The organism is Rhabdonatronobacter sediminivivens (genome assembly GCF_013415485.1).
GTDB lineage: Bacteria > Pseudomonadota > Alphaproteobacteria > Rhodobacterales > Rhodobacteraceae > Rhabdonatronobacter > Rhabdonatronobacter sediminivivens.
In genome coordinates this window covers 1-20,473 of sequence record NZ_JACBXS010000013.1, presented here as the reverse complement: position 1 = coordinate 20,473, position 20,473 = coordinate 1, and the positions used below count along the sequence as shown (strand labels likewise).

The 20,473-nt window shown below is 66.2% G+C and carries 15 protein-coding genes; 11 read left to right on the top strand and 4 right to left on the bottom strand.

Annotated elements, in window-relative coordinates; all coding sequences use genetic code 11:
• Positions 1-137 precede the first annotated feature (137 nt).
• The 3 genes from HUK65_RS07985 to mutT all read left to right on the top strand — a co-directional run bounded on the left by HUK65_RS07985 (position 138) and on the right by mutT (position 2,868).
• Positions 138-998 (top strand): peptidylprolyl isomerase, encoded by an 861-nt coding sequence (locus HUK65_RS07985; RefSeq protein ID WP_179905633.1) that lies wholly within the window; start codon positions 138-140, stop codon positions 996-998.
• Between the two features lie 74 nt (positions 999-1,072).
• Positions 1,073-2,452 carry a bifunctional glutamate N-acetyltransferase/amino-acid acetyltransferase ArgJ gene (gene argJ, locus HUK65_RS07980; RefSeq protein ID WP_179905632.1) on the top strand — a complete coding sequence of 460 codons (1,380 nt, stop codon included), beginning with the start codon at positions 1,073-1,075 and terminating at the stop codon, positions 2,450-2,452.
• A 17-nt stretch (positions 2,453-2,469) separates the two neighbouring features.
• The gene (mutT, locus tag HUK65_RS07975; RefSeq protein ID WP_235441843.1) at positions 2,470-2,868 is read left to right on the top strand and encodes an 8-oxo-dGTP diphosphatase MutT; all 399 of its coding nucleotides are present in this window, start codon (positions 2,470-2,472) and stop codon (positions 2,866-2,868) included.
• A gap of 655 nt (positions 2,869-3,523) precedes the next feature.
• On the opposite strand, the gene dnaJ is transcribed toward mutT, so the two are convergent.
• The 3 genes from dnaJ to HUK65_RS07960 all read right to left on the bottom strand — a co-directional run bounded on the left by dnaJ (position 3,524) and on the right by HUK65_RS07960 (position 8,667).
• Positions 3,524-4,690 carry a molecular chaperone DnaJ gene (gene dnaJ, locus HUK65_RS07970; protein ID WP_179905630.1) on the bottom strand — a complete coding sequence of 389 codons (1,167 nt, stop codon included), beginning with the start codon at positions 4,688-4,690 and terminating at the stop codon, positions 3,524-3,526.
• A gap of 70 nt (positions 4,691-4,760) precedes the next feature.
• Positions 4,761-6,674, bottom strand: a complete 1,914-nt coding sequence (gene dnaK, locus HUK65_RS07965) for a molecular chaperone DnaK (RefSeq protein WP_179905629.1) — start codon at positions 6,672-6,674, stop codon at positions 4,761-4,763.
• Positions 6,675-6,918: 244 nt separating this feature from the next.
• Positions 6,919-8,667, bottom strand: coding sequence for a trypsin-like peptidase domain-containing protein (locus tag HUK65_RS07960; RefSeq protein ID WP_179905628.1), 1,749 nt, complete (start codon positions 8,665-8,667; stop codon positions 6,919-6,921).
• Positions 8,668-8,825: 158 nt separating this feature from the next.
• On the opposite strand from HUK65_RS07960, the gene HUK65_RS07955 reads away from it, so the two are divergent.
• The 8 genes from HUK65_RS07955 (at position 8,826) to glmM (ending at position 19,738) form a co-directional block, all read left to right on the top strand.
• Positions 8,826-9,764 carry a glycine--tRNA ligase subunit alpha gene (locus HUK65_RS07955; RefSeq protein ID WP_179905627.1) on the top strand — a complete coding sequence of 313 codons (939 nt, stop codon included), beginning with the start codon at positions 8,826-8,828 and terminating at the stop codon, positions 9,762-9,764.
• Positions 9,761-10,270 (top strand): DUF6446 family protein, encoded by a 510-nt coding sequence (locus HUK65_RS07950; RefSeq protein WP_327787062.1) that lies wholly within the window; start codon positions 9,761-9,763, stop codon positions 10,268-10,270. Before HUK65_RS07955 ends, HUK65_RS07950 begins: the two co-directional genes overlap by 4 nt.
• Before the next feature lie 15 nt (positions 10,271-10,285).
• Positions 10,286-12,535, top strand: a complete 2,250-nt coding sequence (gene glyS / locus HUK65_RS07945; RefSeq protein WP_179905626.1) for a glycine--tRNA ligase subunit beta — start codon at positions 10,286-10,288, stop codon at positions 12,533-12,535.
• 286 nt (positions 12,536-12,821) lie between these two features.
• Positions 12,822-15,365: a putative PEP-binding protein gene (locus HUK65_RS07940; protein WP_407692422.1), complete on the top strand. Its 2,544-nt coding sequence runs from the start codon at positions 12,822-12,824 to the stop codon at positions 15,363-15,365.
• Positions 15,366-15,597: 232 nt separating this feature from the next.
• Positions 15,598-16,254 carry a cell wall hydrolase gene (locus HUK65_RS07935; protein WP_235441837.1) on the top strand — a complete coding sequence of 219 codons (657 nt, stop codon included), beginning with the start codon at positions 15,598-15,600 and terminating at the stop codon, positions 16,252-16,254.
• 123 nt (positions 16,255-16,377) lie between these two features.
• The gene (locus HUK65_RS07930; RefSeq protein ID WP_235441836.1) at positions 16,378-17,295 is read left to right on the top strand and encodes a dihydroneopterin aldolase; all 918 of its coding nucleotides are present in this window, start codon (positions 16,378-16,380) and stop codon (positions 17,293-17,295) included.
• A gap of 50 nt (positions 17,296-17,345) precedes the next feature.
• Complete coding sequence (gene folP / locus HUK65_RS07925; RefSeq protein WP_179905624.1) at positions 17,346-18,392, top strand: dihydropteroate synthase; 1,047 nt, start codon at positions 17,346-17,348, stop codon at positions 18,390-18,392.
• Entirely contained in the window at positions 18,389-19,738 is a 1,350-nt protein-coding gene (gene glmM / locus HUK65_RS07920; RefSeq protein WP_179905623.1) for a phosphoglucosamine mutase, read from the top strand. The genes folP and glmM overlap by 4 nt, the downstream gene beginning before the upstream one ends.
• A gap of 209 nt (positions 19,739-19,947) precedes the next feature.
• Here the strand turns inward: glmM and HUK65_RS07915 are convergent, their stop codons facing one another.
• Complete coding sequence (locus HUK65_RS07915; RefSeq protein WP_179905622.1) at positions 19,948-20,373, bottom strand: hypothetical protein; 426 nt, start codon at positions 20,371-20,373, stop codon at positions 19,948-19,950.
• Between the last annotated feature and the right edge of the window lie 100 nt (positions 20,374-20,473).

The window sequence follows — 20,473 nt, the reverse complement described above, 5'->3', positions numbered from 1 at the left end:
CCCGTGCGCGCATGCTTCCATAGAAACGCGGCTGAGCGGGGCGGCCCCGGGCATCGCAAGATCGCTGCGGATGTAATGGGTGGCCTTGGAACTGTCAATGTCGCGCACCTGCTGCGCCGTCGAAGGAGTCCACTGTGATGATCAGATTTCCGCGTATCGCCGCCGCTACCGCCCTTGCGCTTTCTGTCGGGGCGGGGGCTGCCGCCGAAGAGGGGCCATCGGTCGATACGGTATTGGCCACGGTCAACGGGGTCGAAATCACCGTGGGGCACCTGATTGTCTCGCATCAGTCGTTGCCGGAACAGTTCCGGCAGCTGCCGCCTGAAACCCTGTTCGATCCGCTGCTGGAGCAGCTTATCGAACAGACCGCGCTGATGATGCAGGGCAGCGAAGACGATCTGACCACCGCCGAGCGCGTGGCCCTGGAAAACGACCGCCGCGCGGTAATCGCCAATTCCGTGCTGACCCGGGCCACCGAAGGCGCCGTGACCGATGAAAGCCTGGCCACCGCCTACGAGGCCTTCGTGGCCGAGTTCGAGGCCGAGGGGCCGGTGCCGGAGTTCAACGCCTCCCATATCATCGTCGAAACCGAGGCGGAGGCGCAGGCCCTGCGCGAGGAACTGGACGCCGGCGCCGATTTCGCCGATCTGGCGCGCGAACATTCCACCGATGGCGCTGCGGTAGGCGGCGGCTCGCTTGGATGGTTCGGCCCCGGCGTGATGATCCCGGAATTCGAATCCGCAGTGATGGCCATGGAACCCGGTGACATCGAGGGCCCGCTGGAGACCCAGTTCGGATGGCATCTGGTGCGCCTGAACGACACCCGCGTCAGCACCGCGCCAGAACTGGACGAGGTCCGCACGCAGCTGCAGGAGTCCATCCAGCGCGAGGCCGCCGTGGCCGAAGTCGCCCGGGTGCTTCAAGGGGTCGAGGTCTCGCGCAATGCGGATGCGGCGGATCCTTCGGTGATCGGCCGGATGGACCTTCTGGACGACTGAGCGCGGCACCGCTAGTGTGCTGGACCGACGCCCGGCCGCCAGGCGGGGCGCGCATGCGCCAATGGGGGCAGGACATGGCCAAGAAATCCGGAAAGCAGCTGCGGGCCGAGATCAAGAAGCTCAAGACCCGAAAGCTGAAGTCGAAGCTGAAGAAACTGCGCGCCCTGACCGAGGCCGAGGCCGCGGCGCCACTGGAGCCCAGCACGGAGGCGGTTGTGGTCTCGCCGCTGGCGCCAGAAGGCGGCTTTCCGGTGATCCCGCCCATCGAGGGGGTGGACTTCGCCACGGTCGCCGCTGGCGTGCGCTATGCCGGGCGCACGGATGTGATGCTGGCGCGCCTTGCCCCCGGAACCACCCTCGCCGGGGTGTTCACGCGCTCGGCCACGCGCTCGGCTGCGGTGCTGGATTGTCAGGCCAAGTTGGCCACCGATGCTGCCGCCGATGCAGGCGCGGCAATCGTGGTGAATTCCGGCAATGCCAACACCTTTACCGGCGCCGCCGGAGTTGCCGCGGTCGAAGCGATCGTCGCCGCTGTGTCGACAACGCTGGGGGTGCCGACGGGGCGGGTGTTCACCTCGTCGACCGGGGTGATCGGCGAGGATCTGCCGCATGAGCGCATCACCGCCGCGCTGCCCGTGCTGGCCCCGGCCCTGGCCGCCGATGGCATGTCCGATGCCGCCCGCGCCATCATGACCACCGATACCTTCCCCAAGGGGTCGGTGGCAGAGCTGGACCTGGGCGGCACAACCGTGCGCGTGGCCGGGATTGCCAAGGGTTCGGGGATGATCGCGCCGGATATGGCGACCATGCTGGCCTATGTCTTTACCGATGCAGCCGTGGACCGGGCCGTGTTGCAGGACATGTTGCGCCGCACGGTGGATCGCAGCTTCAACCGGATCAGCGTGGACAGCGATACATCGACCTCGGACACGGTGCTTCTGGCGGCCACCGGGCGTGCCAGCGCCCCGGCCATCACCGACCGCGCCACCCCTGAGGCCCGCGCCCTGGAAAGCGCGCTTGAGGTCGTGCTGAGCGATCTGGCCCAGCAGATCGTGCGTGACGGCGAAGGGGCCACCAAATTCGTCGAGGTCAAGGTCACCGGCGCTGACACCGATGCTGACGCCCTGCGCGTGGCCCGCGCCATTGCAGAGTCACCGCTGGTCAAGACCGCCATCGCGGGCGAGGATCCCAACTGGGGGCGGATCGTCATGGCCGTGGGCAAATCCGGCGCCCGGGCGGACCGTGACCGGCTGACCATCCGCTTCGGGGCGCTCACCGTGGCCGATGGGGGCCGTGTCTCGCCCCGCTACAGCGAGGCCGCGGCCGCCGCCTACATGCGCAACAGCGAGTTGGTCATCGGCGTCGATCTGGGCCTGGGGCAGGGGGCATCGACCATGTGGACCTGTGACCTGACGCATCGCTATATCGACATCAACGCGGATTACCGTTCATGACGCAGGCGCAGACGGGGCTGCGCGTGGTGCTGGTGGCGGCCGTGGCGCTGATCGACCGTGACGGGCGGGTGCTACTGACCCGGCGCCCGCCGGGCAAGTCCATGGCGGGCCTGTGGGAATTTCCCGGCGGCAAGGTTGAACCCGGCGAAACCCCCGAGGCCGCCCTGATCCGCGAATTGCATGAGGAACTGGGCATCGACACCTGGGCGTCCTGCCTTGCGCCACTGACCTTTGCCAGCCACGGCTATGCCGATTTCCACCTGCTGATGCCGCTTTATGCCTGCCGCAAATGGGACGGTGCACCCCAACCGCGCGAGGGGCAGACGCTGAAATGGGTCGCCCCCACCGCGCTCAAGGACTACCCCATGCCCCCGGCGGATATTCCGCTGATTCCAATCCTGCGCGACTGGCTCTGATCCACGGGGCGTTGATTCGTGGCCGCGGGTCCGGGCCATCGCGCTGATCAATCCGCGCGTGGCGCAGCGGGAAACAGTGAAGCAGGCGCTGGTTCATTGTTTCGGCCATGGCGACGGACCTTCCGCGCAAGGCCCTGAAAATTGTCGAAAATTAGACGCGCCCGGGGTTTTGCTCTTGGCAAGCCGCCCCATTCGCGCCATTATATCGTTAACGCACACGGGTCGTGGTTGAACAACGCTCCGAAGGTGCAATCGAAACGGGACGGCAAAGTGTTCTTGCTGAGGTCCCGGTCTCCGGGCGGACGCCTGAACAACGTCTGTCTCGTTTTGCTCAGCGAAGCGCCTTGCCCCCCGGGGCAAGGCGTTTTCCTTTTCGTCACAAGGGTTTGGTCTGTCGCAAGGGTCTGTGGAAAAGGTCTGTCGCAATTCCCCGCGCCGAAATACTCGTGGCAGACGCGCAGCCTGCTGATCTCATGCGAACCTGCGAAGTCCTGTCTGACCCCTACGTTGCGCCTGCGCAACGTAGGGCGCCCGCGGGGCGCGCAGGGTGGGTGGGTGGGCGCGACCCGCGGGCGCTTTTCGGCATCAACCTTGCTCTCCCGCAGGCGGGTAAGCACGCCGAGCGGAAACCGTCGCCGACGCCCTTGCGCGGGCTTCAGCCCTTCATCCCGTCCCAGAACCCCTTGACCTTGTCAAAGAATCCTGAGGACTCGGGGTTATTGTCCGGGCTCAGCCGCTCGAACTCTTCCAGAAGCTCTTTCTGCCGCGCGGTCAGGTTGACCGGCGTTTCCACCGCCAGTTCGATCAGCATATCCCCCTGCCCGGCGCCACGCAGCGCGGGCATGCCCTTGCCGCGCAGGCGCATCTGGCGCCCGGACTGGCTGCCTGCGGGCACCTTCACGCGTGAGCGGCCCCCGTCGATGGTGGGCACCTCGATCTCGCCCCCCAGGGCGGCCTTGGCCACGCTGACCGGCACCCGGCAATAGAGGTTCACCCCGTCGCGCATGAAGATCGGATGATCCGATACCTCGATGAAGATATAGAGATCCCCCGTCGGCCCACCGCGCAGACCGGCCTCACCCTCGCCCGACAGGCGAATGCGGGTGCCGGTTTCCACACCCGCGGGGATATTCACCGAAAGCTGGCGTTCCTTTTCCACGCGGCCCGCACCGCCGCAGGCCTTGCACGGGTTCTTGACGATCTGGCCACTGCCGCTGCAGGTGGGGCAGGTGCGTTCGACGGTAAAGAACCCCTGCTGCGCACGCACCTTGCCCATGCCCGAACAGGTGGGGCAGGTCACGGGTTCGGCACCGCCTTCGGCCCCGGTTCCGTTACAGGAGTCGCAGGTCGACAATGTGGGGACGTTGATGCTCTTGCGCGCCCCGCCAAAAGCCTCTTCCAGGGTGATGCGCATGTTGTAGCGCAGGTCCGACCCCCGGCTGGCACGCTGGCGCCCGCCGCCGCGCCCGCCGACAAAATCGCCGAACAGGTCTTCGAACACATCGGAAAAGGCGCTGGCGAAATCGCCGCCGCCGCCATAGCCGGGACCGCCCCGGGCGCGCGGGCCACCGCCCATGCCGCCGCCGCCCATGCCGCCGTCAAATGCCGCATGGCCAAAGCGGTCATAGGCCGCCTTCTTCTGCGGGTCCTTCAGCGCCTCATAGGCTTCGTTGACTTCCTTGAACTGCGCTTCGGCCTCGGGGTTGTCGGCGTTGCGGTCAGGGTGAAGTTCCTTGGCCTTCTTGCGATAGGCTTTCTTCAGTTCCTCGGCGCTTGCGCCACGCGCAACGCCCAATACGTCGTAGAAATCCCGCTTTGCCATGTGTGCCTCGTGTCAATGCAATGTCCCGGCCCGGATGGTGCCGGGCCGGGACCGATAGGGATTTCCGCGCTTACTTGCGCTTGTCGTCGTCCAGATCCTCGAAATCTGCATCGACGATATCCTCGTCGGCGGCACGGGGCTCACCCTCGCCGGTTTCGGCGGTCTCGGTCTGTTCCTGCTGGGCCTTGTAGATGGCTTCGCCCAGTTTCATCGAGGCTTCGGTCACGTTCTGGATGCCGGATTTGATCTTGTCGGCATCGTCGCCTTCAAGCTGCTCCTGCAGGGCCGAGATGGCAAGCTCGATCGCTTCGACCGTGGTCGGATCGACCTTGTCCTTGTGCTCTTCCAGCGCCTTCTCGGTGGAATGGATCAGGCTTTCGGCCTGGTTCCTGGTCTCCACAAGTTCACGGCGCTTCTTGTCGGCCTCGGCATTGGCTTCGGCATCCTGCACCATCTTTTCGATATCCTCGTCGGACAACCCGCCCGAGGCCTGGATGGTGATCTTCTGCTCCTTGCCGGTGCCCTTGTCCTTGGCCGAGACATTGACGATCCCGTTGGCGTCGATGTCGAAAGTGACCTCGATCTGCGGCATGCCACGCGGCGCGGGAGGGATGTTCTCCAGGTTGAACTGGCCCAGCAGCTTGTTGTCCGAGGCCATTTCGCGCTCACCCTGGAAGACGCGGATGGTCACGGCGTTCTGGTTGTCCTCGGCCGTGGAGAACACCTGGCTCTTCTTGGTGGGGATGGTGGTGTTGCGGTCGATCAGACGGGTGAACACGCCGCCCAGGGTTTCGATGCCCAGGCTCAGCGGCGTGACGTCCAGCAGGACCACATCCTTCACGTCGCCTTGCAGCACGCCGGCCTGGATGGCCGCGCCCAGCGCCACCACCTCATCGGGGTTCACGCCCTTGTGCGGCTCCTTGCCGAAGAACTTGGTCACTTCCTCGACCACCTTCGGCATACGGGTCATGCCGCCGACGAGGACAACCTCGTCAATGTCGGACTTGGACAGACCTGCATCCTTCAGCGCCGCGTCGCAGGGCTTGAGTGATTTCCGGATCAACTCGCCCACCAGCGATTCCAGTTTGGCGCGGGTCAGCTTCATCACCATGTGAAGCGGCTGGCCCGTCTCCTTGTCCATGCTGATGAAGGGCTGGTTGATTTCGGTCTGCTGGCTGGAGCTCAGCTCGATCTTGGCTTTCTCGGCGGCCTCCTTCAGGCGCTGCAGCGCCATCTTGTCGGCGGTCAGATCGACACCGTTCTCTTTCTTGAACTCATCGGCCAGGTAGTTGACGATCTTCATGTCGAAGTCTTCGCCACCCAGGAAGGTGTCGCCATTGGTGGACTTCACCTCGAACAACCCGTCATCGATTTCCAGGATGGTGATGTCGAAGGTGCCGCCGCCAAGGTCATAGACGGCGATGGTCTTGCTGTCCTTCTTGTCCAGACCATAGGCCAGCGCGGCGGCGGTCGGCTCGTTGATGATGCGCAACACTTCCAGGCCGGCGATCTTGCCGGCATCCTTGGTGGCCTGGCGCTGGGCGTCGTTAAAATAGGCCGGAACGGTGATCACGGCCTGAGTCACATCCTCGCCCAGGTAGCTTTCGGCGGTTTCCTTCATCTTCTGCAGGATGAAGGCGGAAATCTGGCTGGGGGAGTAGTTTTCGCCGCGCACCTCGACCCAGGCATCGCCATTGCCGCCATCGACGATGTTATAGGGCACCAGCTTCTTGTCCTTCTCCACCTCGGCATCGCCAAGGCGGCGCCCGATCAGGCGCTTCACCGCAAACACGGTGTTCGAGGGGTTGGTGACGGCTTGGCGCTTGGCCGACTGGCCCACCAGGCGTTCACTTTCGGTGAAGCCGACGATGGACGGGGTGGTGCGGGCGCCTTCGGCGTTTTCGATGACCCGCGGCTGCGACCCATCCATGATGGCAACGCAGGAGTTCGTGGTCCCGAGGTCGATACCGATGACTTTGCTCATGTGACAGCATCCTCATGTTTCAAGCGATGTGGCAGGCGGGCAAGTCCTGTCAGGCCCCGGCCCGCCGATGGTCAGGACCGGGCCTTGGCTGCCCGGCCTCCTCGCGGGCTATATAGGAAGGTGCCTGCGGCGCTGCAACCATCACAGTGGCGTGAAATTCCGCGTGGCCGGCGACTTGGTGGCCAGTTCTCTTGCGCTCATCCCATGGCGGGCGGGGCGCCCGGTCGGCGCCCCGCAGCGGCTGTCAGTTCCAGCAGGACACCAGCACCGTCAGGTCCCCGGCCTTCTGGGTCAGCCTGCCGGGCGGAACGGCGCTGGCTTCGGCCAGGGTGCGGACGCTGATGCCCTGGGTTTCGACAAAGGCGCGCAACGCATCGGCGCGGGCGACGAAATTGACATCTTCAGGCAGGACGCGGCCATCGATCCGGGCGCCGGGCAGCAACATGCCGATCACGCCGCCATGGCCGTCAAACACCGGCCCGCCACTGTCGCCGGGCTGCACCTGGGCGCCGATGCGCAGAAGGGTGTCTTCGCCGTTCAGGCCGCGCAGATCCTCCAGCGCGCCGATGGTCAGCAGCGGGCGCGTCAGCATGTCCTCGAAGCCGAAACCCGAGATCCAGACCTCGCTGGCAAGCCGGGGGTCCGCGCCGGCAAACTGCGCAAAGGCCAGCGGTGCCAACGGCGCGTCCGGGCGCAAGAGAGCCACACCGAGGTCTGCGTCGCTGGCGATGACGCGGGCGTCATAGGCCTCGTCGATGGTGACGCGGGCACAGCCCTGAACGGCCTCGATGCTTGTCAGCACCGTGCCCTCGGCATCGACATAGAAGCCCGAGCGCGAGCGTTCCGGCCGCCGCACCGCCAACCCCGACAGCAGGTCACGGCGCTGCACGGCGCTGGCCTCGCCGATCCCGTCGGGCAGGGTGTCGCCGAAAGTGGCGAAACTCTCCTCCATCATGGGCAGGACACGCGCCATCTGTTCATCCCGCTCAGGCGTCCAGACAAGGGTCCAGCCCTTGATCTGGCCGCGCTGGAACCGGGCGAATGTATGCGAGCGCAGCGAGGCATCCTGTCCGGTCAGCACGAAGGAATTGGCCTGGCGCCGCCGCTCGCCCTCCATCGGCACGATCTCAAGCGTTTGCATGATCTCATAGAGACCGAACAGCGTGGCCTGGGTGCCCGACTGGCTGATCAGCAACACCTGCACGCCACTGTCATCGCGCGCGGTGAAATGGGCAAAGGGGGCCTCGTAGCGGTCGAACTGGACCATGCCCTTGGGCAGCTGGATGCGGATGCCCGCGCGCTCATCCTCCCATTCCTCCATGCCCAGGGCGGCCAGTTCCATGGAATACTCGCGGATCAAGGCCTCGCGCTGGCGGGTGGTCAGCACGCCCGTTGCGTCCAGGCCGCGGTCTTCCTGCCAGGCGGTCATGGCGCGGCGCGTGCCGGGGCCAAAGGCCGCATCGATGCCCAGATTGTAGAAGCCGAACCATTGCAGCGCCACCTGCAGGGCGGCGCGTTCATCGCGGGTCAGACGGCTTTCCGAGGCCTGCGCCTCGCGCAGGGTTTCCTCGGGCGGTTCAGCGGGCTCAGGGGTGGCTTCGGCTGTCTGCGGCGCAGGTTCAGGGGTGTCAGCCGGGGCCGGGGGGCGGGCTGTCTGCGTGCCCTGCGGATGGAACTGCATGCCAAAGCCGCCGCCATCCGAGACAAAGGCATCCGAGGGGATCCGGAACTCGGCCTGCAACTGGCGGCGCACGGCATCGGCATCCTCGCGGGTTTCATAGGGGCCCAGCACCACCGCATGCCAGCCGCTGGGCAGCCGAAACCCGGATGCGCCGCCCAGATCGCTGTCATAGCCTTCGGCGCGGGCGCGGGCCTCCTCCAGGCTCGAATGCGCTTCGACCTGAACCCAGAACGGTTGCGCACTGGCGCCTTGCCCGGATGCCAGCACCGCCAGGCAGGCGGCAAACAGGGTTGCCCAAAAACTTCTTATCACGACTGTCCCCAATGTGTTGTCTGCACGGTTGCAGCCAAGCCTAGCAGACGGGTGGCGCATGGCACCTCAAATATGGTTCAGCGCCGTTGACCCCCCTGCACAGCTTGCCTATGGAGGCACAGCTTTAAGTGATCGCCCCGCCGTGACAAGAGGCCCCGATGCCCCAAACCCCGGAAAAACCGCGTAGTTTCCAGGAAATCATCCTGCGGCTGCAATCCTATTGGGCCGCGAAGGGCTGCGCGGTGCTGCAACCTTATGACATGGAGGTGGGCGCGGGCACCTTCCACCCGGCCACCACGCTGCGCGCGCTGGGCCCGCGGACCTGGGCGGCGGCCTATGTCCAGCCCTCGCGCCGGCCCACCGACGGGCGTTATGGCGACAACCCCAACCGGCTGCAGCATTATTACCAGTATCAGGTGATCATCAAACCCTCGCCCCCGCACCTGCAGGAGCTATACCTAGGCTCGCTCCGCGCCATCGGGATCGATGATGCGCTGCACGATATCCGCTTTGTCGAGGATGACTGGGAATCCCCCACCCTCGGCGCCTGGGGCCTGGGGTGGGAGGTCTGGTGCGACGGGATGGAGGTCAGCCAATTCACCTATTTCCAGCAGGTTGGCGGCCATGACTGCCGCCCCGTCTCGGGTGAGCTGACCTATGGTCTGGAGCGTCTGGCCATGTATGTGCTGGGCGTGGACCATGTGATGGACATGCCCTTCAACGCCCCGGACGCCCCCATCCCGCTGCGCTACGGCGACATCTTCCGCCAGACCGAGGCCGAATATTCCCGCTGGAACTTCGACCAGGCCGATACCGACACCCTGTTCCAGCACTTCAAGGACGCCGAGGCCGAGTGCCAGCGCATCCTTGATGCCCCCGCAAAAGACAGCGCCGGGCGGGCGATCATCATGGCCCACCCCGCCTATGACCAATGCATCAAGGCCAGCCATATCTTCAACCTGCTGGATGCGCGCGGCGTGATCTCGGTCACCGAACGGCAGGCCTATATCGGGCGGGTCCGGGCGCTGGCCAAGCTCTGCGCCGACGCTTTCCTGCAGACCGAAGCGGGCGGCGCAGTCCCTGGGGCGGCGGCATGATGATGGCCCGGTTCATGGTGATCCTGCTGGTGGGCGGCGCCGCGCTGGCGGGCTTTGGGGCGTGGTATCTGACCGTCTACGCCTATTACGACCGCCTGCCCGCGCAGGACAGCTATGCGCTCACCCCCATCGCCGCGCTGGCGGCCCAGGACCAGCCCGTGCGCGATTTCGAGGGGATCGACAGCGACAGCTCCCCCATTCGCTACCGCGCCTGCTTCACGCTGGATGCTGACCCCGCGCAATTCACCCCCTACCCCGAGGCCGCCCCCCTGATAGCGCCGAACTGGTTCAACTGTTTCGACGCCCAGACCATCGGCGCCGATCTGGAGGCGGGCCGCGCCACCGGCGTTCTGGGGCAGGCGCATATCCGCTATGGCATTGACCGGGTGGTGGCCGTCTACCCCGATGGCCGCGCCTTTGCCTGGCACCAGATCAACCCCTGCGGCGAGGCCCATTTCGATGGCGACCCCGTGCCCCCCGGCTGCCCGCCGCCCCCTGAACGCTAAGCCCGAGGCCCCGCAATGCCCGACCTGCTGATCGAACTCTTCTCCGAGGAAATTCCCGCCCGGATGCAGGCCCGCGCCGCGCAGGATCTGCGCAAGCTGATGACCGATGGGCTGGTCGAGGCCGGCCTGACCTATGCCCACGCAGGCGCCTTCGCCACGCCCCGGCGGCTTGCGCTGGCGATCGAGGGGCTGAGCGCACAAAGCCCCACCCGGCACGAGGAACGGCGCGGCCCCCGCACCGACGCCCCCGAAAAAGCCATCGAAGGGTTCCTGCGCGCCACCGGCCTGACCCGTGACCAGTTGCAGGCGCGCGACGACAAGAAGGGGCAGGTGTTCTTCGCCACCATCGAAACCCCGGGCCGCCCAGCAGCCCAGATCGTGGCCGAGGTGCTGGACCATGCGATCCGCCATTTCCCCTGGCCCAAATCCATGCGCTGGGGCGCGGGCGCCCTGCGCTGGGTCCGCCCGCTCCATTCCATCCTCTGCATCCTGACGGACGAGGCTGGAACGCAGGTGGTGCCGCTGGACGTGGACGGGATCACCGCGGGCGACACCACCCGCGGCCACCGCTTCATGGCGCCTGACGCCTTTGCCGTCACCGGGTTTGAAGACTACCAGACCAAGCTGCGCCGCGCCTTCGTGATGCTGGACCCGCAGGCCCGCGCCGACCATATCCGCGCCGAGGCCCAGTCCCAGGCCTTCGCGCTGGGGCTGGAACTGGTCGAGGACCCCGCCCTTCTGGCCGAGGTTGCCGGGCTGGTCGAATGGCCCGTGGTGCTGGTCGGCCAGATCGGCGCCGATTTCCTGACCCTCCCGCCCGAGGTCCTGCAGACCTCGATGAAGGAGCACCAGAAGTTCTTTTCTCTGCGCGATCCGAGATCCGGGCAGATTGTTCGATTTGTGACTGTGGCAAACCGTGACACGGTGGATGGGGGACAGACGATTCTGGCCGGCAACCAGAAGGTGCTGGCGGCCCGGCTGTCGGACGCCCGGTTCTTCTGGGAAAACGACCTGCGCAAGGTGCGCGAGGCCGGTCTGGAGGGCATGGCCGAGGGACTGGCCAACGTCACGTTCCACAACAAGCTCGGAACCCAGAAAGATCGGATTTTGCGCATCGAAGCCCAGGCCCGCGAGATCGCCCCGCTGGTCGGCGCCGACCCTGAGGCCGCCGCCCTCGCTGCCCGCGTCGCCAAGGCCGACCTGCGCTCCGAGATGGTGGGCGAATTCCCCGAACTGCAGGGCGTGATGGGCGTCTACTACGCCCGCGCACAGGGCCTGCCCAAGGACGTGGCTCTTGCGTGCAAGGAGCACTACCAGCCGCTGGGGCCAGGCGACGCGGTGCCTTCCAGTCCCGTGAGCGTGGCCGTGGCGCTGGCCGACAAGATTGATACGCTCACCGGGTTCTGGGCGATTGACGAGAAGCCCACGGGCTCGAAAGACCCCTATGCGCTGCGGCGGGCTGTTATCGGTGCGTTCAGACTAATGCTGCAAAACAACCTACGGATATCTTTGTCTCGGTTGGTTCGAGAAGCATACCAAAACATACTTGCTCAATGGGCCGCCAACGGAGAGCTATATATTGACAACCCGGAATGGATCGCGGCCAAAAAAGGTGGCCAAATGGTTCCATCTGTGGACCCTGTCAACGACGCGGCTACCGGACAGCTGAGAGTGATCGCAAAAGGGGCCACGGCAATCGTGGATTTGGTAACTTACATACCTTCGACCAAGGATTGGCAAGACAACCTCCTCGCCTTCATACACGACCGCCTCAAGGTCCACCTCCGCGACCAGGGCATCCGCCACGACGTCATCGACGCCTGCCTGGCCATGCCTGGCAACGACGACCTTACCCTCCTGATCAAACGGGCCGAGGCCCTCAGCACCTTCCTGCAAACCGACGATGGCGAAAACCTCGTCCAGGGGTTCCGGCGCGCCAACAACCTGCTGACCCAGGCCGAGGCGAAGGACGGTGTCGAATACTCCTTCGGCCCCGACCCCAAACTGGCCGAGACGCCCGAGGAAACCGCCCTCTTCACCGCACTGGACAAGGCCGAGGCCACCATCGCCCCTGCCATGGGCGCCGAGGATTTCGCCACAGCCATGACCGCCATGGCCCGCCTGCGCGCGCCCATCGATGCCTTCTTCGAGGCGGTCAAGATCAACGCCGACAACGCGATCCTGCGCCGCAACCGCCTGAACCTGCTGCACCGCATCCGCAGCACCTGCCTGCAGGTCGCCGACCTCACCCGGCTCGAAGGCTGACGGAGGGGCGGGGCTGGCGGACGTCCCACCCACCCACCCACCCCCGCCCGCCAGCCCCGCCCCGCCTTAACGCTGCACATCTGGCACGACACCTCTGGCACGCAGGCCGCGCGCGCAGCGCGCGCCCGGCCCAACGGGAGGGGGCGCATCTGTGATGCGTCGCCGACGGGCGGGAGCCCCCCCTTTGCCACCGGCGCCAGGTCCGTCCATGCGGCACTGCGGCGACGCCACGCTTGAAGCGGCGCGCAATCGGCGTATGGTGCCCCGAACGCCCGGAGACCCGCCCATGCCCAGCCGATACATGACCCGGACCGATTTCACCGAGATCACCCATTCCGCCGTGATCCGGCAGGAAACCCATGGCTGGCGCGCCAAATGCCTGCAGCGGTTGATCCGGCTGGACATGCCCGTGCCGCGCACTGTCTCGCTCTCCTTTGCCGCAGTGCGCGCCATTGCCGCCGGCAATCTGCCGGACATGGACCGGTTGCTGGCGCGATTTGCCCCCGGGCAGTTGCTGTCGGTTCGTCCCAGCCCGCAGTTTCCGGATTGGGGCGGCCCGGGGGCGCTTCTGAACATCGGCATGAATGACACCCGCCATGCCGAGATCGCCGCTGCCCATGGCGAGCCCGTGGCCACGCGGCTCTATCTGCGCTTCGTGCAGGCTTATGCGCAGCACGTCGCCCGCCTGGACCCCGAACTCTTTGATGCTGCCGAGCCCTGCCTGCCCGCCCTGCAGGCCGCGCTGCATGACTATGAAAACGAAATGGAGGAGCCCTTTCCCCAGGATCCAGCCCTGCAACTGGCCGAGGTGCTGCGCTCCATGGCCCGGGCCTGGGAGGGGACATCGGCCCGGCTTCTGCGCCAGGCCAAGGGCGCCCCGGCCGAAGCAGGGCTAGGGCTGGTGGTGCAGGCCATGGCCGGCGGGCTTGGTGCAGACAACAGCGGTGCCGGGGTGATCGAGTTCATCGACCGGGTCAGTGGTGAGCGACGCATCACGGGTCGGTTCAAGGCCCATGGCCAGGGCCGCGAGGCGCTGGAGAACGGTGCCGACACGCTCTATCTGACCCGAGACCCGCGCGGCCCTTCACTGGAAGACCACAGCCCCGAGGCCTTTGGCGCGCTTGTGCGCCATGGCGAGATCGCCCGTGCCAAACTACGTGAGGAGATGCAGATCGAATTCACGCTGGACAAGGGCGAGCTGGCCGTTCTGGACGCGGTGCCCGTGGTGCGTTCCAGCCGGGCCGAGGTGCGTGTGGCCGTGGCCCTGGCTGAAGAGAACATCATCTCGCGCGATGAGGCGCTGATGCGAGTGCCGCCCCGGGCGCTGGCGGATCTGATGCACCGGCAGGTTGATCCGCGCGCTCCGCGGGATCTCTTTGCGCGCGGGATCGCCGCCAGCCCTGGCGCGGCGCAGGGGCGGATTGTCTTCACTTCCTCGGCCGCGCAGGCCAGCGCCGCGCGCGAGGAAGCCTGCATTCTGGTGCGCCGCGAAACCACGCCCGAGGATATCCGCGGGATGCATGCGGCCTCGGGGGTGCTGACCGAGCGCGGCGGCATGACCAGCCATGCGGCGGTGATCGGGCGCGGGCTGGGGCTGCCGTGTGTGGTCGGGGCCTCGGGCGTGCGGGTGGATATGCGCGAACGCAGCGTCAGTGTCGGGGGGCGCGTGCTGCGCGAAGGCGACATGATCACGCTCGATGGCTCCACCGGCGAGGTTCTGGCCGGAACGGTGCCGCTGCTGGAGCCTGCCCTGGACGAGAGTTTCCGCACCCTGCTGGTCTGGGCCGACGCCCGCCGGGACATCGGTGTGCGCGCCAATGCCGACACCCCCGCCGATGCCGGCATTGCCCGCGGGTTCGAGGCCGAGGGCGTGGGTCTGTGCCGGACCGAGCACATGCTGTTCGAGGATGACCGCCTGCTGGTCATGCGCGAAATGATCTTTGCTGATACCGAACAGGACCGCGCTGCCGCGCTGGAGCGGCTCCTGCCCATGCAGCGGGCGGATTTCGCGCATCTGTTCGACATCATGCAGGCCCGCCCGGTTTGTATTCGTCTGTTCGATCCGCCGCTTCATGAATTCCTGCCCCACACGCGCGAGGGGATGCGCGGGCTGGCCGATGCGCTGGACCGTCCGTTGTCGGAAATCACCCGCCGGGCCGAGGCGCTGTCCGAGTTCAACCCCATGCTGGGGATGCGCGGGGTGCGACTGGGCCTGACGGTGCCCGAAATCTATGACATGCAGGCGCGCGCCATATTCGAGGCTGCTGCAGCTGTAGGCGGCACCCGCGGCGACCGCGTGGTGCCGGAAATCATGATCCCGCTGGTCTCGGCCGTGCGCGAGGTCGAGATGGTGAAGGCGCGGGTTGAAGCCGTGGCCGCATCGGTGCGCGCCGAAACGGGCGCGGAAATCGACTACAGGCTGGGGGTGATGGTGGAGACGCCACGCGCCGCCCTTCGCGCGGGAGAGATCGCGCAGCATGTGTCCTTCCTGTCCTTTGGCACCAATGATCTGACGCAGATGGCCTATGGCCTGTCGCGTGATGATGCCGGGCGCTTCATGTCCGATTACGTCAAGCTGGGCATCTTTTCCGAAGACCCGTTCCAGATGCTGGACCGCGAAGGCGTGGGCGAGTTGATCATGATCGGTGCTGAACGCGCGCGCGTGGCGCGGCCGGACCTGACGCTTTCGGTCTGTGGCGAACATGCGGGCGACCCCGAATCCATCGCGTTCTGCCGCGATGCCGGGTTTGCCTATGTTTCATGCTCTCCGTTCCGGGTGCCCGTGGCGCGGCTGGCCGCGGCGCAGATTGCCATCGCCGGGGCCAGGTAGGGGCGCCGTTAAGGGGCTGGCAACCTGTATCGGCATGTTTTCGCGCATGAAAACGGCACCCCCATGTCGCAAGCTGGACGAATCGTCCCTGCTGGTTTACCGACCGCGCTGAGATCACGGGCCTGTCATGGGCTCGCGCAGGGGATCGATGTCCTGCAATTCGGTATTTGGCGCCTGCGATGGAAACCTTGTCCGTCGCCTGAGTGGCGTCTGAAGCAAGGGAAAAGACAACATGCGTGTTTCGGTCACGTTGCCGGTGATGGGCGCCATGGTGGCAATCTCGATGGTGGCTCTCGCGCCGCAGGCAATGGCCGAGCCAGAGGTGGCTGGCGCGCAGGTGGTGCGGCTGATGTCGCTGGAACGTGACGGGATGAACGGTGTTGCCGCGCATCATGTATCCCGGTTGACTCGGCCTTCGGGCGAAACGCAGGCGCAGCAGGTGCGGTATGACCGCAACTGGCTGGCCTCTGTCCAGGTGGGCGAGCTGTCGTCCGAAGCCAGTTGTCTGGCCACCGCGCTCTATCATGAAGCCCGGGGTGAGAGCATCGCGGGGCAGTTCGCCGTGGCCGAGGTGATCCTGAACCGGGTCGAATCCCCCGCCTTTCCGAATTCGGTCTGCGGCGTGGTCAACCAGGGCGCCGCGGCTGCCGTGCGGGGCCGGTGCCAGTTCAGCTTTGCCTGTGACGGCAAGTCCCTGAACATGCACGAGGCCGAAGCCCGCCGCACCGCCAAGCGCATTGCCCATGTCATGACCGATGGCGCGCCACGTGCGTTGACCGAGGGCGCAACCCATTTCCATACCACTCAGGTCTCCCCGCGCTGGTCGCGGGTGTTCGAGCGGGTGACGCGGATCGGCTCGCACATCTTTTATCGCGACAACAACGCCTGATCCCGCGCGGCGATACAGGATACCGGCGCTTTGGGGCTGTGCAATGCCGCGTGCTGACTGGGCAATCCGGGCCGAGCGGTGTATCGGATGCTCAGACAGGACCGACGGCACCAAGGGGGCCCCATGAGCGACATCCACCTTGCCTTTGCGCACCCGATCGAGCGGTCGGAGGCAACCGCCCCGGCTGATCCGCGGGATCGAATCAGCCTGCGTGATCATGTGGTTTCGGCTGAAATCGGTGCCTTTCAGGCGGAACGGGGGATGCAGCAGCGGCTGTGCTTCAACGTGGTGGTTGAAATCCGCCCGCATCCTGCGCCGCTGGAGGATGATGTGGACCGGATCCTGTCCTATGACAGGATCACCGAGGCCATCGCCCATGAACTGGCCGCCGAGCGGCTGAACCTGCTGGAAACCCTGGCCGAGCGTGTGGCCGAGCGGATCCTGACCGAACCCCAGAGCATGCGCGCCTTCGTGCGGATCGAAAAGCTGGACCGCGGCCCCGGCGCGCTGGGGGTCGAGATCGTGCGCAACCGTGCCGCGCTGCCGGTGCAAAGCGTCAATGCGCTGGGCCAGGAGCGGGCGGTGCATCCGCTGGTGGCCTATGTGGACAACGCCATGATCGAGGCCGCTGACCTTGGCGCACGGCTGGATGCGCTGCAGGGGCGGGGGCGGCCTGTAGTGCTGTGCGTGGGCTTGCCGCGCGAAGCGGTGCCGCAGACCGGGGTGCGCGCCGTGCAGCGCCGGATCGACCTTCTGGCGATGGAGCAGAACGCCTGGCGGCTTGCCTCGCGCGATCGGCGGCTGATGGTGACCGACAGCCGGACGGAAATCGACTGGGCGCTGCGCCAGGGCCACAGCCTGATCTGGGCGCCGACCAAGCTGGTGCTGGACAGCCCCGACAGCCCGCTGGACCGCGCGGGCGACGGTCCCGCCCTGGCCGGATGGCTGGCCGAGCAACTGGCAGCGGCGGCGCTGATCCTGCCTGCGGGGACATCCCTGACTGACGGCGGGCAGGTCCCGCGGGAAACCTGGTCGGAGTGAGCGCGCATGTCGGGGAAGACCTCTTGCGCCCGGCATGTCCGGGGGGTGCAATGAACCGGCGGGTGCAGCTTCGGGCGCAGACCGGGTTTTGCGGGCGCGAAGACGTTGGTATCTGGCCGGTCGCCGGCAGCGCCTTTGTCTGGTGCCATGACGCGGAGCTTCTGGAACGCGGCGCGGTCGTCGGCCGGGCGCCCCTGCCGGACCTGTCGCCCGGGTTGCGCGCGCGCCTGACCGACCGGCGCGCGGATATTTGCGGGCTGTCCCTGGATCGGCCACGGATCATGGGCATCCTGAATGTCACCCCGGACAGTTTCTCGGACGGGGGCAGGATCTTTGAGCCGCAGGCTGCGCTGGATGCTGCCATTGCCATGGCGCGCGATGCCGATATTCTGGATATTGGCGGCGAAAGCACCCGTCCCGGCGCGCTGCCCGTGTCGCTGGATGAGGAGATCAACCGCACCATCCCCGTGATCCGCGCCATCCGCGCAGCCGGGATCGCCACGCCCATCAGCATCGATACCCGCAATGCCGCCGTGGCCCGCGCCGCGATTGAGGCAGGCGCAGATATGGTCAATGATGTCTCGGCCCTGCGGCATGACCCGCAGATGGCGCCGCTGGTGGCCGAGACGGGCGTGCCGGTCTGTCTGATGCATGCCCAGGGAGATCCTCAGACCATGCAGGATGATCCGCGCTACACAGATGTGGTGGCCGAGGTCGGCGACATGCTGGCCGCCCAGGTCGCCGCGGCGCAGGCTGCCGGGATTGATCCTGCGCGCATCATCGTTGATCCGGGCATCGGTTTCGGCAAGACGGTGGCGCATAACATGGCCCTGCTGCGCCATCTGGCGGTGCTGCATGAACTGGGCCTTCCGGTGCTGCTGGGGGCCTCGCGCAAGCGGTTCATCGGCACGCTGACCGGGGTGGAGCAGGCGGCCGACCGGGTGGCCGGGTCGGTTGCGGTGGCGCTGCATGGTGCGGCGCAGGGCGCGCATCTGTTGCGGGTGCATGATGTTGCCGAAACCCGACAGGCGCTGACCATGTGGCAGGCGCTGGCCGGGCCGGGCGAGGCCGGGCAGGAACAGGGGAAGCAGGCATGAGCAGAAAGCTGTTTGGAACCGACGGGGTGCGCGGCACGGCCAATTCCTGGCCCATGACCGCCGAAATGGCGCTGCGGCTGGGCGCCGGGGCGGGGCGCTTCTTTCGCAAGGGAGGCACGAACGGGCACCGGGTGGTGATCGGCAAGGACACGCGGCTTTCGGGCTACATGCTGGAAAACGCGCTGACGGCGGGGCTGACCTCGACCGGGATGAATGTGTTGCTTCTGGGGCCGGTGCCGACCCCGGCGGTGGGGTTTCTGACCCGGTCCATGCGCGCGGATCTGGGGATCATGGTCTCGGCCAGTCACAACCCGCATCATGACAACGGGATCAAGCTGTTCGGCCCCGATGGCTTCAAGCTGTCCGACGCCGCCGAGGCCGAGATCGAAGCCATTGTTGCCGCCGAGATCAAGCTCGCCAAGCCCGCCAATATCGGCCGCGTCAAGCGGATCGAGGGCGGGCTGGGCCGCTATGTGGAATATGCCAAGACCACGTTTCCCCGGGGCAGGACCCTGTCGGGGCTGAAGGTGGTGGTGGATTGCGCCCACGGCGCCGCCTATCGCGCCGCGCCCGAGGTGTTGTGGGAACTGGGCGCCGAGGTGATCGCCCTCGGCGTGGCGCCGGATGGCACCAACATCAACGCGCAATGCGGCTCCACCTATCCGCAGGCCTGCGCGCAGCGGGTGTTGGCCGAAGGCGCGGATCTGGGCATTGCGCTGGATGGCGATGCCGACCGGGTGATCCTGATCGATGAGCGTGGGCAGGTCGCCGATGGCGATCAGATCATGGCGCTGTTCGCCCGCCGCTGGGCCGAGGAAGAGCGTCTGGCCGACGGCACCCTGGTCACCACGGTCATGTCGAATCTGGGTCTTGAACAGTTCCTGCATGGCCACGGATTGCGGCTGGAGCGCACCAATGTCGGCGACCGCTATGTGGTCGAACGCATGCGCGAGGGCGGCTGGAACCTGGGCGGCGAGCAATCCGGCCATATCGTGATGACCGATTACACCACCACCGGTGACGGGCTGATCGCGGCGCTGCAGTTTCTGGTGGCGATGATCGATACCGGGCAGCCGGCCTCGACCCTGGCGCGGAGCTTCGAGCCGGTGCCGCAGGTGCTGCGTAACCTGCGCTACACCCCTGGCGATGACCCGTTGGAGCGTCCCGGCGCCGAACGCATGATCGCTGCGGCTTCGGCCCGGCTGGAGGGGCGCGGGCGGCTGCTGATCCGGCGCTCGGGCACCGAGCCCTTGGTGCGGATCATGGCGGAATGTGAGGACGAGGGGCTGATGATCGAGGTTGTGGAGGGCATTGCCGACGGGTTGGAGGGTCTGGCGGCGGAGTGACAGCGCCCCGGAAAGGGCATGCCCGGCTGCGATGGTGAAGCGCTGAGCGATTTCAGTCAGTTTGATGCCTTTTGCGGGATTTCGGGGGTTATGGGGCTGGCGGCGCGAAACGGCGCTGGAAACTCTTCAATGAAATCAATGGGGGGATTTTGCGACCGGGACGCAAATGCGTCCCACGTCGCGGTCAGTCCAGGGGTATGAAATGCGCCTTACCGGCCTGAGCCGGTGAGCTGCGGATTGTCGCGCAGGTCTTCTTCGAGTTGTCTAGCAACTCGGATCTTTGTTCTCTCTGGATGAAGCAAGTCATCCTGAAGAATGAGCACCTGCGCAGCGTCCAGATCGATCTGAAGGCTTTCGACCGTGGAGAGCATGTCATGGACGGCGCGATGTACTATGAGCCAGAAGGGCAGCATCTGGCGGAAAGCGGGCAGTGACTTGTTGACTTCACCGCTGGCGGCCAGATCGTGCCGCAAGAGCACGAAGCGCGCCAGCGCTATGGAGTAGGCGCGTTCCTGAAGTTCGCCCGAGACTTCCCCTGTATTGAAGGTGCCGCGCCCTGGTTCATCGAGCATCTTGACGAAACGGGTCGGAACTCTGCGGCGCGCCCGCCAACCTGAAACCGTGCTCTTGTCCACCCCGAGCTTGGATGCCAGCTCTGAGAGGCCAATCGGAAATGAGTTGAGTGAATTCAGCAGGTTGTGATTCTGTTCAGTTGCGACACAGAACGGAGATCAT